General features: G+C 39.0%; 10 protein-coding genes. 7 read left to right on the top strand and 3 right to left on the bottom strand.

Features of this window, described 5'->3' with window-relative positions; genetic code table 11:
- The 7 genes from JYB62_RS09730 (at window position 1) to JYB62_RS09760 (ending at window position 11,495) form a co-directional block, all read left to right on the top strand.
- Window positions 1-1,425 (top strand): DUF1501 domain-containing protein, encoded by a 1,425-nt coding sequence (locus tag JYB62_RS09730; RefSeq protein ID WP_205645188.1) that lies wholly within the window; start codon window positions 1-3, stop codon window positions 1,423-1,425.
- Window positions 1,426-1,570: 145 nt separating this feature from the next.
- The gene (locus tag JYB62_RS09735) at window positions 1,571-2,830 is read left to right on the top strand and encodes a S8 family peptidase (protein WP_205645189.1); all 1,260 of its coding nucleotides are present in this window, start codon (window positions 1,571-1,573) and stop codon (window positions 2,828-2,830) included.
- 162 nt (window positions 2,831-2,992) lie between these two features.
- Complete coding sequence (locus JYB62_RS09740; protein ID WP_205645190.1) at window positions 2,993-3,994, top strand: Gfo/Idh/MocA family protein; 1,002 nt, start codon at window positions 2,993-2,995, stop codon at window positions 3,992-3,994.
- 144 nt (window positions 3,995-4,138) lie between these two features.
- Window positions 4,139-4,648, top strand: coding sequence for a heme-binding domain-containing protein (locus JYB62_RS09745; protein ID WP_205645191.1), 510 nt, complete (start codon window positions 4,139-4,141; stop codon window positions 4,646-4,648).
- 459 nt (window positions 4,649-5,107) lie between these two features.
- Window positions 5,108-6,526 (top strand): DUF6600 domain-containing protein, encoded by a 1,419-nt coding sequence (locus JYB62_RS09750; RefSeq protein ID WP_205645192.1) that lies wholly within the window; start codon window positions 5,108-5,110, stop codon window positions 6,524-6,526.
- A 114-nt stretch (window positions 6,527-6,640) separates the two neighbouring features.
- Window positions 6,641-9,778, top strand: coding sequence for a VPS10 domain-containing protein (locus JYB62_RS09755; RefSeq protein ID WP_205645193.1), 3,138 nt, complete (start codon window positions 6,641-6,643; stop codon window positions 9,776-9,778).
- A gap of 187 nt (window positions 9,779-9,965) precedes the next feature.
- Window positions 9,966-11,495 carry a SulP family inorganic anion transporter gene (locus JYB62_RS09760; protein ID WP_205645194.1) on the top strand — a complete coding sequence of 510 codons (1,530 nt, stop codon included), beginning with the start codon at window positions 9,966-9,968 and terminating at the stop codon, window positions 11,493-11,495.
- 37 nt (window positions 11,496-11,532) lie between these two features.
- Here JYB62_RS09760 and JYB62_RS09765 read toward each other — a convergent pair whose 3' ends face one another.
- The 3 genes from JYB62_RS09765 to JYB62_RS09775 all read right to left on the bottom strand — a co-directional run bounded on the left by JYB62_RS09765 (window position 11,533) and on the right by JYB62_RS09775 (window position 15,046).
- Entirely contained in the window at window positions 11,533-12,822 is a 1,290-nt protein-coding gene (locus tag JYB62_RS09765; protein WP_205645195.1) for a serine hydrolase domain-containing protein, read from the bottom strand.
- Between the two features lie 123 nt (window positions 12,823-12,945).
- Window positions 12,946-14,451, bottom strand: a complete 1,506-nt coding sequence (locus tag JYB62_RS09770; protein WP_205645196.1) for a S1C family serine protease — start codon at window positions 14,449-14,451, stop codon at window positions 12,946-12,948.
- A gap of 166 nt (window positions 14,452-14,617) precedes the next feature.
- On the bottom strand, window positions 14,618-15,046 hold the full coding sequence (locus JYB62_RS09775; RefSeq protein WP_205645197.1) for an Hsp20/alpha crystallin family protein: 429 nt from the start codon (window positions 15,044-15,046) through the stop codon (window positions 14,618-14,620).
- Window positions 15,047-15,125: the final 79 nt, after the last annotated feature.

The raw sequence follows: 15,125 nt of genomic DNA on the forward strand, positions 1-15,125 counted from the left end.
ATGAAAGAAGGATATAATAGGAGAGAATTTTTAAAAAAGACCAGTGCGGCCATGCTTTCTGCTATGGCAGCGGGAGCTCCAGTGAGCGGTTTGCTAAGTTCCTGCGGCAGGCCAACTATGACTGCTACTGCTGACTCTGTGATCTTATTGTTCATGGCAGGAGGAATGGCCCATACGGAAACATTCGATCCTAAAAAATACACTCCTTTCCGAAAAGGAATGGAGTCAAAAGAAGTACTCAGTACATTTCCAAGCATCCCAACAGCTTTGGATGGGATTCATTTTTCAGAGGGTTTGGAATCCATTGCCAAAGTCATAGATAAAGGAACTTTGATTCGTTCTTATGTAGCTGCAGATTTGGGACACATCCTTCACACAAGACATCAATACCATTTCCATACTTGCTACGAACCTCCTCAATCCGTTGTGGTTCCACATTTAGGTTCTTGGATAGCCAAGGAAAAGGGAGCATTAAATCCAGTGATCCCTCCTTTTATCAATATTGGGCAACGATTTACCGTCGGAGAAGGGGAAGAACTCAAAGCCTTTCATAGTGCTGGTTTTTTGGGAAGTGAATTCGGGCCATTCCTAATTCCGGATCCAACTTCAGGATTGGACAGTGTAAGACCACCAGTAGGTATGACCACTAAGCGTTTTGAGGCTAGAAATAAACTCTATGAGGATTTACTTTCTGCTGGACCTATGGGAGATTTTGGCAGTGATTATCAAAAAGAGTCTTTAAAAAGGTCCATGGAGCAGGCTTATATTTTATTAAACTCTCCAGAAGCTCAAGCTTTTGACTTAAGTAAAGAACCTAAGGAAAGTTATGATAAATACAATACCAGTAAGTTTGGGCAAGGTTGCTTATTGGCTCGTAGACTAATCGATCAGGGAGCAAGATATATCACAGTAACGACGGAATACGAACCGTTTTTTGGCTGGGATACCCATGACAATGGTCATACTAGGCTCAAGGACATGAAAAAGATGATTGATTCTCCTATTGCACAATTGATCTCAGATTTGGATGAAAGCGGGAAGCTGGATAGGACTTTGGTGATTGTAGCAAGTGAATTCAGTAGAGATATGCTAACCGAAGGTCGACCGGGTCTAAAGGTAAAAGATCAAGTAGAGGTTCCTGATATCATAGAGGATGTGAAAAATTATGGAATGCATCGGCACTTTACAGATGGCTGTTCCATCTTAATGTTTGGCGGAGGGATTAAGAAGGGACATGTTTTTGGTAAAACTGCAGATGAAAGACCCTGCAAAAGCATAGAAAATCCTATTAAAATCGACAGTATTCATCAGACAATATATCATGCCTTGGGTATTTCTCCGGAAACCAATTACGAGATAGAAAGAAGACCATTTTATACCACACCAGACGGTCACGGAAAAGCTGAATTGGATCTTCTTGTTTAAAAAATAATAGTTGCGCTTAAAATAGTGCAATAATCATTAGATAAAATCAGGATTTTTTCCCATTTTTAGTAACCGCACAAGGTTAAGGGCTGATAATTTTTCATGCCTAATTTTTATTCAATCATTTTTATTTCAAACACTTAACATGAAAACCTTAAAAATTAACCAAAAATGGCATGCAATTCTGATTGTATTTGCATTTGCCTCCTGTGATTTACAAATAGATCAGGTACAGATACCTCAAGATGAGGTCTTATCACAGGTAAATAAACCTTCACTTATACCTGACAAATATATTGTTGTCTTAAAGGAAGAAACCTTAAATTTTAGAAAAACAGGAAGGTATGAAGATGTTCAAGCCGGAATGAGAGTAATTTCAAATGATCTTGCTGCTAGGCATGGCGTTTCATCCAACAAAATTGAAAAAGTATATGGAAACGTGATCAATGGATTTTCCGCTGAATTAACCTCTGAGCAAGCCAGATTATTGGCGGAGGATCCAAAAGTAGCCTATATCGAACAGGATGGTTATGCTTACGGGTCCGATGTGGTACAAACCGGTGCGACATGGGGATTGGATAGAATAAATCAAGCCGAACTCCCACTGGACGGAGAATACTCCTACAACTCTCCTGGCTCAGATATCACAGCCTACATTTTAGACTCAGGAATAAGATATGATCATGAAGAATTTGAAGGTAGAGCAACACCCGGGATCGATTTTTATGGGGGTAATGCATCAGATGTTTTTGGGCACGGTACTCATGTTGCCGGCACAGTAGGTGGCTCTATTTATGGGGTAGCTAAAAAAGTAAAGCTAGTTTCAGTTAAAGTATTAGGTGATAATAATAGAGGCTCTTGGTCAAACATCATAGGAGGAATTGATTGGGTATCTGCCAATAAAACTGGACCTTCAGTGATAAATATGTCTATTCAGGGTTACTCCTTTGGTAATGCGGTATCAAATGCAGTTAAGTCAGCTTTTAATAATGGTATAGTGGTGGTAGTGGCGGCGGGAAATTGGAATGAAAATGCATGTTGGCAAGCCCTTGCATCTGTTCCGGAAGCTATTTCTGTAGGGGCTACGAATGATTCAGACAGTAGAGCTGGTTTTTCCAATTATGGTTCCTGTATTGATATTTTTGCTCCGGGGGTAAATATCACTTCAGCTTCTGTAAGTGGCCCAGATCAATACGTTAATTTTCAGGGAACTAGCATGGCAGCACCTCATGTCGCTGGGGCAGCAGTACTTTATTTAAGTAAGAACCCCACTGCCACACCTCAAGAAGTTACCGATTACCTAATGGAAAATGCTACCGTAGGAGTTGTCACTAATTCAAATTCTGCAAATAACAACCTTCTTTTTAACGGAAAAATCAAACCTAATAAAGGCAAAAAGAAGTAAGTTTTTCTCAAGGAAGAAGGCAAGGTGGAATCACCTTGCCTTCTTTTTTTTGGGAATATTTTTTTAATGCAGTTTATTTAAATTCAATACAATTTTAAATACTTGATGAAAGTGGTCTATTTTAAAAAGTTGTATTGACCGACTTTTGTTTTAAATGAGAAAATGAAAAAAATTCAGGATTCAGAAGTACGATGGGGCGTTCTTGGCGTAGGAAATGTTTGCGAAGTAAAATCTGCTCCGGCTATGAAACTCATTCCTAACAGCAAGTTGGTAGCTGTCATGAGAAGGAATGAGGAGAAAGTCAAAGATTATGCATCAAGACACCAGGTATCTAAATGGTATACTGATGCTCAAGAGCTCATAAATGACCCAGAAGTAAACGCTATTTACATAGCCACTCCACCAAATGCCCATTTAGATTTAGTAAAACTAGCGGCCAAAGCAGGCAAACCCATCTATGTAGAGAAGCCAATGGCCAGAACTTTTGCTGAATGCCAAGAGATGATCCAAATCTGTGAATCGGAAAACGTATCGCTTTTTGTAGCTTATTATAGAAGAGCACTTCCTCATTTTGTAAAAATTAAAGAAATCCTTGAAAAAGGCGGTATTGGAGAAATCCGAACGGTTCACATCAACTTAAAGCAAGTACTAACCCCAACCATAGTAGCCAATTTAGACAATAATTGGAGAATTGACCCAGAGGTAGCTGGGGGTGGTTACTTCTTTGATTTAGCTTCACATCAACTGGATTTAATGGATTTCTTTTTCGGATCAATCACCAAAGCAACTGGTTTTTCTTCCAATCAGGGAGGAGCATATGAAGCTGAAGATATTGTTACAGGAAGCTTTGTTTTTGAATCCGGAATACTTGGAACCGGAAATTGGTGCTTCACGAGTTCTGAAAATTCAGAAATCGATGAAGTAATTATTTATGGAAATAAAGGGACTATCCGTTTTGAAACCTTTGGACAGGGAGAATTCACCCTTCAATTGGACAATCAGCCCATGCAAAAGTTTTATTTTGATTTACCCAAACATATACAACAACCATTGATTGAGACAGTAGTAGGAGATTTATTAGGAACTTCCACATGTCCTAGCACCGGCATAAATGGAGCTAGGACAAATTGGGTTATGGACCAATTGGTCAATAATCGCATATAAATTATTTCCTCTTTTCAATTTCAAACTTATTTTTGTTCAAGGCCTATGGCTCAGTGAGACATTCTTATATTTATCTTAATACATTAAACCTATTTGTTAAAATTCGGTCTAAAGAGTACCTTTTAATACCATTTATACCTTACTATGATCAAAAAAATATCTATTGGAATAATTGTCATCTTGATAGCTATTCAATTTATACCCGTTGAAAAAAACATCAGTAATGATGAAACTTATCATATTTCCAAATCATATGATATTCCCGACAATGTGAACACCATACTTAAAAATGCCTGTAACGATTGTCACTCAAACTTAACCACTTACCCTTGGTACAGTAATATTCAACCGATAGGTTTTTGGTTAAATGACCATGTTAACGATGGGAAGCGACATCTAAATTTTTCAGAATTTATCAATCGCCCGCTAGCCTATCAAAACCATAAATTAGAAGAAACCATTGAGATGGTGGAAGAAAATGAAATGCCACTCCCATCTTACACCTATTTAGGCCTCCATTCAGAAGCAAAATTGACTTCTGAAGAAAGGGAAATTTTAATCGATTGGGCAAAAGATCAAATGGCGATGCTAAAAGCCACTTATCCTGCTGATAGCTTGGTGCGGCGTAGACCAACTCCACCTCCTGCACAATAATGAAACACTTCAAACCAGGAAGCCATAAGCAAAAGTTTATGGCTTTTTTTAATTTTTTTAATATTTCCTCTTTCCCCAATAAATAATATCATCAGGTTTTTTAAGAAAAACTTTTCTAAAACAAAGTATAAAACCATCCCTCGTTTCACTAAAATATTATTTTATTTTCTTAAGGGTTATTTAATTTTTTTAATTAAGTTGAAAAATTTTATCCTATTTTAAAGACTATCTTAAGGAAAAATGAAAAACTTCTAATTAATTTTTTCCGTTTTTTATTCTTAATTAACTTTTTTTTGAAAAAGATTAAAAAATGGAACGATTTTAGATTTAGTATGCATGCATCCTTTTTTACAAAAATTGCATCTACTTAAACAAAGAGCCTATGACTAATTAAACATCAAGTTTTTTCCTGCTAAAAAAACCTACCGACACCATTTCAACAAACTAAACCACAAAGCAATGAAACAGAAAAACTTCAAATTTGGACTCGCAAGCACTTTGGTGCTTTGGTTGGCAATCAGTTTATTTGCTCCCAAACAATCAATAGCAGAAACTCCTTATGGTGTCTCATTTCAGGTTTTCTATGATGAATTAATGCCCTATGGAGACTGGGTAAAAGATGCTAATTATGGATACATCTGGCTTCCTGCCGTGAATCAGAGTTTTCATCCTTATGGCACCAACGGTCATTGGGTCATGACGGAATATGGCAACACCTGGGTCTCCTATTACGATTGGGGCTGGGCTCCTTTTCATTATGGACGTTGGTATTTTGATGACTACTATCAAAGTTGGGCTTGGATTCCTGGTTACGATTGGGGACCTGCTTGGGTTAACTGGAGAACTGGTGGAGGTCATTATGGTTGGGCTCCAATGGGACCTGGCGTTTCTATAAGCGTTCGAGTAAATATCCCTAGCTTTCATTGGGTATTCTTGCCATCCCATAGAATCTACCACCCACATGCTTATAACTACTACGCACCTCGTAGAACCAAAATCAAGATTTATAACAATACTACAGTAATCAACAATACTGTAGTTTATAACAACAATCGATATGTCTCTGGACCTAACAGAAGGGAAATAGAAAGAGTAACCAGAACTTCAGTACCTGTCTATTCTGTAAGAGGAAGTAAAGCACCCGGAAGAACGGCTGTCTCTAGAACTAGTGTAGCATTGTACCAACCAAATTTGAGCACGTCAAGGGGTAGAACTGTAGAAGCAAGACCCAATAGAGTAGCGACAGCTGACCAAGTGAAAACACAAAGAACACAATCTAGAAGCACTTACTCAAATTCGCCTTCTAGGAATGCTCGTAGTGAAAATACTACTGCTACCCGATCTGCTAGCCCTTCAACAAAGCCTAGTTCAGGAAACAGAAGTACCACTGCATCCCCAAGTAGGTCAAATAATGGATCAAGAAGTACTGCCCCATCCACTAGAAATGGATCATTCGAGAACAAATCTTATAACCAAGGCAGAACTACCAAAACTCAACAACCTACTTCTCAAGCTTCAAAAAGTAGAACCGCACCCTCTTCTCCAACAAGAACATCAACAAGAGGTGGGAATGTAGAAAAAAGTACGCAACCAACTAATAGAACCCAACAGGCAAAACCCCAAAACAGCAGAACCAGAACTCAATCCTCTCCAGCTTTGAGAAGTTCTAACGGAGGAAGCTCGAAAGGAAGAGTTTCTCAACCAACTCAAACTAGGAAATCCAGTCCTACTGTTAGATCATCAAGCTCTAATCAAAGAAGTTCAACCAGTAGAAGCTCCTCTCAAGTTAAAAGTAGATCAAACACTTCGAGGAAATCTTCAACTTCAGCTTCTAGTCAGAGAAGCTCTACCAGTAGAAAAAGAGGAAATAACATCTAACCCAAAAACCTTTTTAAAATGCCTTGGAATCCAAGGCATTTTTTTTGACTCTTTTCTACGCTGGTTGAATTAATACTTTTTAAGTACTTTGGAACATCAACCACCAATTCAACCATGAAATTTACCTATACCTTACTCCTGATATTTTCAGGATTTTTCTGCTTTGCACAGGAAATACAAAAGAATAACCTTCCTCTGAAATATCGGAATATCGGCCCATTTCGAGGTGGCCGGTCCGTTACTGCAACTGGCGTAGTAGATGATCCCCTTACCTATTACATGGGCAATACAGGTGGAGGGATCTGGAAGACAACAGATGCAGGCCAAAGATGGGAAAATATTTCCGATGGATTTTTCACCACCTCCTCAGTAGGAGCGATCGCTGTATCAGAAAGTAATTCAAATATTATTTATGTAGGCATGGGTGAGCATGCCCCTAGAGGAGTCATGACCTCCTATGGAGACGGGGTATATAAATCAACGGATGCAGGTAAAACCTGGAAAAAACTTGGACTTGAGGCTACTCAACACATCTCCAGAATTCAAATTCACCCTACCAACCCTGATATTGTATATGTTGCTGCCCAAGGTGCCCTACATGCCCCTAATCCAGAAAGAGGAATTTATAAATCTGTTGATGGAGGAAAATCATGGGAATTAATACTCTTTGTCGATGAGAAAACAGGTGCCGCGGAATTATCTATGGATATGAATTACCCAGAGGTTTTATATGCTGCTATGTGGGAGCATCAGCGAGTGCCTTGGAAAGTAATCAGTGGCGGCCCGGGATCTGGATTATACAAGTCCACCGATGCAGGAAAAACATGGAAAAAAATCCACAAAGGACTTCCAGAAGAGAAAGGAAAAATGGCTATTTCAGTTTCTAGAGCCAATTCAGATAAAGTTTACGCCCTTATTGAGTCTGATACCAATAAAGATCAAGGCGGGCTTTTTGTATCTAATAATGCAGGCGAAAGTTGGAGTATGGTAAGTGGTGACAATAGATTGGTGCAAAGAGCATGGTACTATATTGAAGTTTTTGCAGATCCCAACGATGAACATACGGTTTATGTCATGAGCGCCCCCGCTCTAAGGTCCATTGACGGAGGAAAGACCTGGGAAAATCTTCCTAGCGCGCATGGCGATTACCATGATCTTTGGATCAACCCCAAAAATTCCAAGAACATGGTTCTCGCCGATGATGGCGGAGCAGCCATTACTTTTAATGGAGCAAAAACCTGGTCGACTCAGGAAAACATGCCCACAGCCCAATTCTACAGGGTAAATGTGGACAATCAGTTTCCTTACAGAATATATGGCGGACAGCAAGACAACACTTCTGTTGTGATTAATAGCATTGCTTTGGGAAGAGGAAACATTACTACTGAGCATTGGAATTATTCTGCGGGTGGTGAAAGTGCATTTCTTGCTTTTGACCCGGATGACCCAAGATATGTGTTAGGCGGAAGTTATCTTGGTACGATAGAAGTACTGGACATGAAATCAAACGCGAGTACCAATATCATGATTGAGCCCATCCAATACCTAGGTATGGAAGCTAGAGAGATGAAGTACCTGTTCAATTGGAATGCCCCGATTATCCGATCACAGCATGAGGAAAATACGTTCTACCATGGAGCTCAATACGTTTTGAAAACTCAAGACATGGGCAATAGTTGGGAAGCCATATCCCCAGACCTGACCCGAAATATTGATGAAAAACAAGGAAATGGCGGAGGCCCCTATACCAATGAAGCAGTAGGTGCAGAAAACTATGGTACCCTTTCTTACATCAAAGAGTCCCCCCATGAGGAAGGTTTTATCTGGACGGGCTCAGATGATGGGTTGGTCTATCTAACAAAAGACAATGGAGAAAACTGGGAAAATGTAACTCCAAAAGGACTCGAGGAATGTCTGATCAATGCGATTGAAGTCTCTCCTCACGACCCTGCCACGGCTTATATTGCGACAACCCGATACAAATTCGATGACAAGACTCCCGGACTTTACAAAACCACTAACTACGGGAAATCCTGGACCAATATTAGTTCAAATATTCCTTATGGAGCATTTACAAGAGTAGTAAGAGAAGACACTCAGGTAAAAGATTTACTCTATGCAGGTACTGAAACGGGCATGTACCTATCACGTGATGGGGGCGCAAATTGGGAATCTTTTCAATTGAATCTACCGATTACTCCCATCACAGATCTCATTCAAGCACATGGTGATTTAATTGTGGCTACAGCTGGAAGATCATTTTGGATTTTGGACGACCTAAACTTAGTGAGGGGAGCAAAAGAGAAGGTAGATGCTCCTTTAGTTTATTCACCAGATGAAGTGATTCTAGGCAATTGGTATAGTAGAATGAATGGTAACATAGACAATTTTGATGGCACAGACGCTTTTGCAGGAGTCAATCCAGCCAGTGGAATGGTCATCTATTATCACTTACCCGAAAATGTTACGGATTCCACAGAATTGAAAATGGAAATCCACGACTCTAATGGTGATTTGGTCAGAAGCTTTACATCTAAAAAAGATGAAGATTTTAAGTCCTACGATGGTGGACCATCTGCAGAACCCACACTTTCAGTAAAAAAAGGAATCAATCGATTTGTCTGGAACCTTAATTATCCTACCATGCCAGGCGTAGAGAATGTTTATATAGAAGCTGGATACGGCGGTCACACAGCAATCCCGGGAGAATACACCATTTCAATTACTTCAGAACTAGGCAATACTGAATCCAGAGGGATTATCTCTAAAAATCCACTTTATAAGATCTCTATGGATCAATATGAAGAATACCATGAATTTATGTGGAGCATGGAGCAAGAACTGACTAAAATGCATCAGATGGTCAATAAAGAAATGGACTATCAACTTCAATTAATTTCATTCTTAGAAAAAATAGAAGAGGACCAAACCTATTCCAACCTTTATTCAAAAGGTCAAGAATTATTAAATGAATTGAAAGCCTGGGATGAATCAATGATCCAACGAAAATCTAAAGCTTATGATGACGTGGAAAATTTCCCAAATAAATTCACGGCCAACTATATGTATTTGATTAATCAAACCAATAGCTCAATTCCTAAAGTAAATAATGGCTCTAAGGAAAGAAGGGAAGAATTGGAAGCAGAATGGGAAGGTCTAGAATCAGAGGGAATGAGATTATTGGAAACAGCCATCCCTGCCTTTAACAAACTCGTACAGGAAGCAGGAATAGGAATTTTATTTGTAAACTAAATTGGATTAAGCACATATTAAACTCGCAGTCTTAGCCTGCGAGTTTTTTTTGTTTTAAAAAATCGAGGACTGGATATTCACCAAATAAAATTCGGGTTATTCTTTTTTATCTATCTTTGCATTTCGTTTTCAAACTACCACCTCTTTCCTATCCCAAACCTTAGAAAGAGATACTCAAACCTATTCCATGAAAAAGTATTTCAATTTATTTGATTTCAACCAACGAGTAGATTACAAAACAGAAGTTCTTTCTGGACTTACTGTTGCCATGGCGCTTATTCCAGAAGCCGTTGCATTTGCTTTTATCGCCGGTCTATCTCCATTGACAGGGCTATATGCAGCATTTATGATGGGCTTTGTCACTTCCATCCTAGGAGGAAGACCAGGAATGATTTCTGGAGCCACTGGAGCTGTTGCTGTGGTCATTGTTTCTTTAGCTGCCTCACATGGGGTAGAATATGTATTTGCAGCTGTGGTATTGGCAGGAATTCTTCAAGTAGCTGCAGGAACCTTGAGGCTTGGCAAATTAATGCGTCTGGTACCTCATCCAGTAATATTTGGATTTGTAAACGGTCTTGCCATTATTATTTTCATGTCCCAATTAGACCAATTCAAAGATGCTACTGGCAATTGGTTGACTGGACCTACTCTATACATATTATTGGGGCTTGTTGCTTTAACCATGTTGATCATTTGGGGCCTCCCAAAACTCACTAAAGCGGTGCCTGCTTCATTAACAGCCATTTTGGTAGTATTTGGCTTAGTAACTGCCCTTAATATTGACACGAAGACGGTGGGTGACATGGCTGATATCAAAGGAGGCTTTCCCCCTTTCCATTTGCCGTCAGTACCTTTGACTTTTGAAACCCTACAGATCATTTTCCCTTATGCCGCCATTGTAGCTGGTGTAGGTTTAATTGAGAGCTTACTAACCCTGAACATCATTGATGAAATCACTGAAACCAGAGGTAGAGGAAATAAAGAAGCGGTAGCACAAGGGATTGCAAACATGCTATCCGGGGTGTTCTCAGGAATGGGAGGATGTGCCATGATTGGACAAAGTTTGATCAATATTTCCTCTGGAGCCAGAGCCAGATTGTCAGGGATCGTTGCGTCTGTCATGTTATTAGTATTTATCATGTTTGGTTCAAGCCTTATTGAGCAGGTTCCAATGGCAGCTTTAACTGGCTTGATGATCATGGTATCCATCGGAACTTTTGAATGGGCCAGTTTAAAAACCTGGAATAAAATGCCTAAATCAGACGTATTCTTAATGATTTTGGTCACACTGGTAACCGCTGTTTTACACAACCTAGCCTTGGCTGTTTTAGTAGGAGTGATCTTAGCAGCCCTATTCTTTGCTTGGGATAATGCCAAAAGAATTAGAGCAAGAAAATATATAGATGAAAATGGAGTAAAACATTATGAAATGTTTGGCCCACTATTTTTTGCCTCCACTACTGCTTTTGCAGATAAGTTTGATGTGCAAAATGATCCTGAAGAGGTAATAATTGACTTTGCTGAAAGTAGAGTTGTGGATATGTCAGCAATAGAAGCGCTCAATAAAATCACTGAGAGATATCAAAAAGCAGGAAAGAAGGTTCATTTAAAACACCTAAGCCCGGATTGCAGAAAACTCCTTCAGAATGCAGATACTTTGATTGACATCAATGTCATTGAAGATCCAACTTATAAACTGGCAGTAGATGAAATTTAAAAAAAGGGTAGCAATTGATTGCTACCCTTTTTTATGCCTATTCGATTGCTGAAAAGACCATTTGTCGGAATTTCCAACTTGATTGATCTCCAGTTCCTCCTTGAGTTTGTTTCATTAAAATCCCAATCGTCTTAGTAACAGGATCTGCAAAATATTGGGTATTAAAATATCCTCCCCAATCGAAGGTACCCAAACTACCTATTCCTCCCTTTGCAACACCATTTTGATCCACAAGTCCGAAAGCCAATCCATAATCTTTACCTCCGTCTCCCAACAAATCACCCACCTGGTTAGACATAATTGTTTGGATCGTGGTAGGGCTTAAAATCCTTACTCCATTGTAGGTTCCTCCATTCAAATACATTTGAAGAAATTTAGCATAATCCAATGCTGTGGATGACAACCCTGCTCCTCCTGAAAAAAACGTTTTTGCTCCGGTCTTAGGGTAATCAGGATCATAAAAGGACACAGGATAGGATTCCCATACCCCATTTACTTTACGGTGGACAGTAACCAATCTTTTCCCTTGGGCCTCATTTAGATAAAAACCAGTATCATTCATACCAAGTGGATCAAATATTCTGGTCTTTAAAAATTGGTCAAAAGGCATTCCCGAAACTATTTCAATCAAATAACCCATCACATCCAATCCTTCACTATAGGTATACTTGGTACCCGGATCATGATGAAGAGGAAGTTTTGCCAATTTCTTAATGTTGTCGCTGATTTTTACGGATTCCGTCGTAAACAAATCCACGATTCCTGCTTTGTTATAGATCATTCTCATCTGCTCATTCCCATCAATCACTCCATACCCCAAACCAGAAGTATGTGTTAATAAATCCCGGATTCTGATCTCTCTTGAAGCCGGTCTGGTTGAATAAGTTGTATCACCATAACTAAATCTTGTCAATACCTGTGGGTCTGCAAATTCAGGAATATAGCGAGAAATAGGATCATCCAAGCCAAATTTCCCCTCTTCCCAAAGCATCATAATTGCAGTGGAAGTAATTGCTTTAGATTGTGAGGCAATTCTAAAAATTTGATCTTTCGCCATGGGCGTATTAGAAGGGACATCCGCTAATCCTTTTGCCTCATGGTAGACGATTTTACCATTTTTTACAATCATAGCTACCAACCCAGGAACTTGATTCTTAGAGAGGGTTTCCTCTAACATATGATCAATTCTATCTATTCTCTCTTCAGAGATACCAGAAAGATCTTGGTTTCCTACAGGAGTTAATTCATTCGCTGTTTGAGAAAAGGCGTGAATTGAAATCAATCCTGAAATCAATAGCCCACTTAAGAATGGAATGGTTATTTTCATAAAATTCTGGGTTTAAAGAATCTTTAAAGTAAGAAAATCAAGCCAAAAACTCCTACACACCAATGCTTTAGACAAAAAAAACAGGCCGATTTTCACCGGCCTGTCTTTACTTTCAATCTACAATCAATCTAACTCTACTTCGAAATAATACTCTGTACCGTCTTGGAACATACCCAGAACTACTACATCTTCTCCGGATTTATCATTCAACACTTCTAGCAGCTGTTCAACAGATTTAATTCTCACTCTGCCTTCATCACTGATAATAGAAGTGATGATAAAACCAGGTCTTGCTCCTGCTTCTCTCCATTCTGACTCTCCTACTACGCTAATCATTGCTCCTCCATCTAATCGCAAGCCTTCTTTTAATTGGCTTTTCAATTCTTCGAACACCATTCCACCAAACTCATAGGTTTTAGGAACTTCTTTCTTAATGATCTTCGTATCACCATCGAAGTTCTTCAGAGTAGCCTTGGTTTTATACGTTTTTCCATCTCTCAGATACTCTACTTCTACTTCATCTCCTGGGCGTTTTCTAGCGACCAACTCTTGAAGATTTGAAACGTTATTAGTTTCTCTTCCATCTACACCGATGATAATGTCTCCCTGTTTCAGGCCAGCTTCCGCTCCTCCACTATTTTCATTCACACCACTCACATAGACTCCTTGATCTACACCGAAGTCTTTATCCAGATACTCTGCAAGTTCTGGACTGACACTCTGAATAGTTACTCCTAACAAACCTCTTTGTACCGTACCGTATTTCATCAAATCATCCATTACTTTTTTCACCAAGGTACTTGGCACAGCAAATGAATAACCCGAGAAGGTTCCGGTTCTAGTAGCAATGGCAGTATTAATTCCGATCAGTTCACCAGCAAGATTTACTAATGCACCACCCGAATTACCAGGGTTTACAACTGCATCTGTCTGTAAGAATGATTCAATCTGCATATTGTTTTCATCTTGCAGGATATTGATGTTTCTGGCCTTTGCAGAAATAATACCCGCGGTAACAGTAGAATTCAAGTTAAATGGATTCCCTACCGCTAGAACCCATTCACCGATTTTAGTCTGGTCAGAATCTCCAAACTTCACAAAAGGAAGATTTTCACCTTCTATTTTCAATAATGCCAAATCAGTAGTTGGATCTGTTCCCACCACTTTAGCTAAATATCTCTTATTATTTTCTAATGAAATATCCACTTTGGTTGCATTTTCAACCACATGGTTATTGGTTACGATATATCCATCTGGCGAAATAATGACACCCGACCCAGAACTCATTCCTTGCGGAGATCTTTGATTATCTCTCCCTTCAGGGCTTGGTAAACCAAAGAACTCCTGCAAAGGATCTCTTTGTCCTCTTCCAGGAGATTGCGTATAAGAAACCTGACTAGTAATATGGACTACTGCTGGGGTGACTATTTCTGCTGATGCGACGAAATTGATACCATCTGGTATGGTAAAATCCTCTCCTGACAATAAGTTAACAAAACTAGCTTGTTGCTTTTCATCAAAACTGTTGGCACTCTGGGGCTGCATCAAAAAGCCCACGCCTGCCAAGGCGACAATACCTCCGATTAGTGAGGCAAGGATAATCCCGATAAAGAATTGCTTTTTGCTCATATTGTTTTTCATTTATTATTCCTCCACAACGTTTGGTGTTGAAAATCGATCCAAAAATTGAACCTTAAAAAAAGGTTTTCCACTCAAATTAACAAGAATTAACCGCATTCAGGGCCTTTCTTAATTAAACTAAAAAAAATAAGAGCAGGTTTTCCCCGCTCTAAAATTATTTCACTTCAATCGCTGCTTTAACTACCTTTTTCTCCTTTTTAGGAAGAACCACAGTTAACAATCCGTTCTCATAAGTAGCAGAAACTTCTTCAGCCAAAATATCTTCTGGAACAAAAAAGGATCTGCTAAAACTTCCATAATTTGTTTCTAAACTATGAAAATTTTTTCCTTCCTTCTTCTCCTCCATTTTTCTTTCACCCGAGATAGTCAGTTTCCCATCCAATAACTCTACTTGGAAATCTTTTTTATTTATTCCAGGTACCGAAACTTGGATTTCATAGGACTTATCGTCTTCTGAAATGTCTACTGCTGGGCTGAAATGTTTCAATGAACTTCCCATATTCTCGTTGAAAAACTTGTCCAACATCCCACTAAAGGTAGAGGGGAAATAGGGTTCCGCTTGGTTAAATCTTACTAGTTTCATTTTTTTATTGGTTTAGATGATCAATGTAAATTTTATACACATCTATCAGTAAATTCTATTCCAATTCAAAAAAACCAGT

This window comes from Algoriphagus lutimaris, assembly GCF_017051705.1.
In the GTDB taxonomy this organism is placed as follows: Bacteria; Bacteroidota; Bacteroidia; order Cytophagales; family Cyclobacteriaceae; genus Algoriphagus; species Algoriphagus lutimaris.

Coding starts and splice junctions, on each gene's coding strand:
- JYB62_RS09740 (WP_205645190.1), top strand. CDS start 2,993: ATGAAAAAAATTCAGGATTCAGAAGTACGATGGGGCGTTCTTGGCGTA.
- JYB62_RS09770 (WP_205645196.1), bottom strand. CDS start 14,451: ATGAGCAAAAAGCAATTCTTTATCGGGATTATCCTTGCCTCACTAATC.
- JYB62_RS09730 (WP_205645188.1), top strand. CDS start 1: ATGAAAGAAGGATATAATAGGAGAGAATTTTTAAAAAAGACCAGTGCG.
- JYB62_RS09765 (WP_205645195.1), bottom strand. CDS start 12,822: ATGAAAATAACCATTCCATTCTTAAGTGGGCTATTGATTTCAGGATTG.
- JYB62_RS09735 (WP_205645189.1), top strand. CDS start 1,571: ATGAAAACCTTAAAAATTAACCAAAAATGGCATGCAATTCTGATTGTA.
- JYB62_RS09745 (WP_205645191.1), top strand. CDS start 4,139: ATGATCAAAAAAATATCTATTGGAATAATTGTCATCTTGATAGCTATT.
- JYB62_RS09775 (WP_205645197.1), bottom strand. CDS start 15,046: ATGAAACTAGTAAGATTTAACCAAGCGGAACCCTATTTCCCCTCTACC.
- JYB62_RS09750 (WP_205645192.1), top strand. CDS start 5,108: ATGAAACAGAAAAACTTCAAATTTGGACTCGCAAGCACTTTGGTGCTT.
- JYB62_RS09760 (WP_205645194.1), top strand. CDS start 9,966: ATGAAAAAGTATTTCAATTTATTTGATTTCAACCAACGAGTAGATTAC.
- JYB62_RS09755 (WP_205645193.1), top strand. CDS start 6,641: ATGAAATTTACCTATACCTTACTCCTGATATTTTCAGGATTTTTCTGC.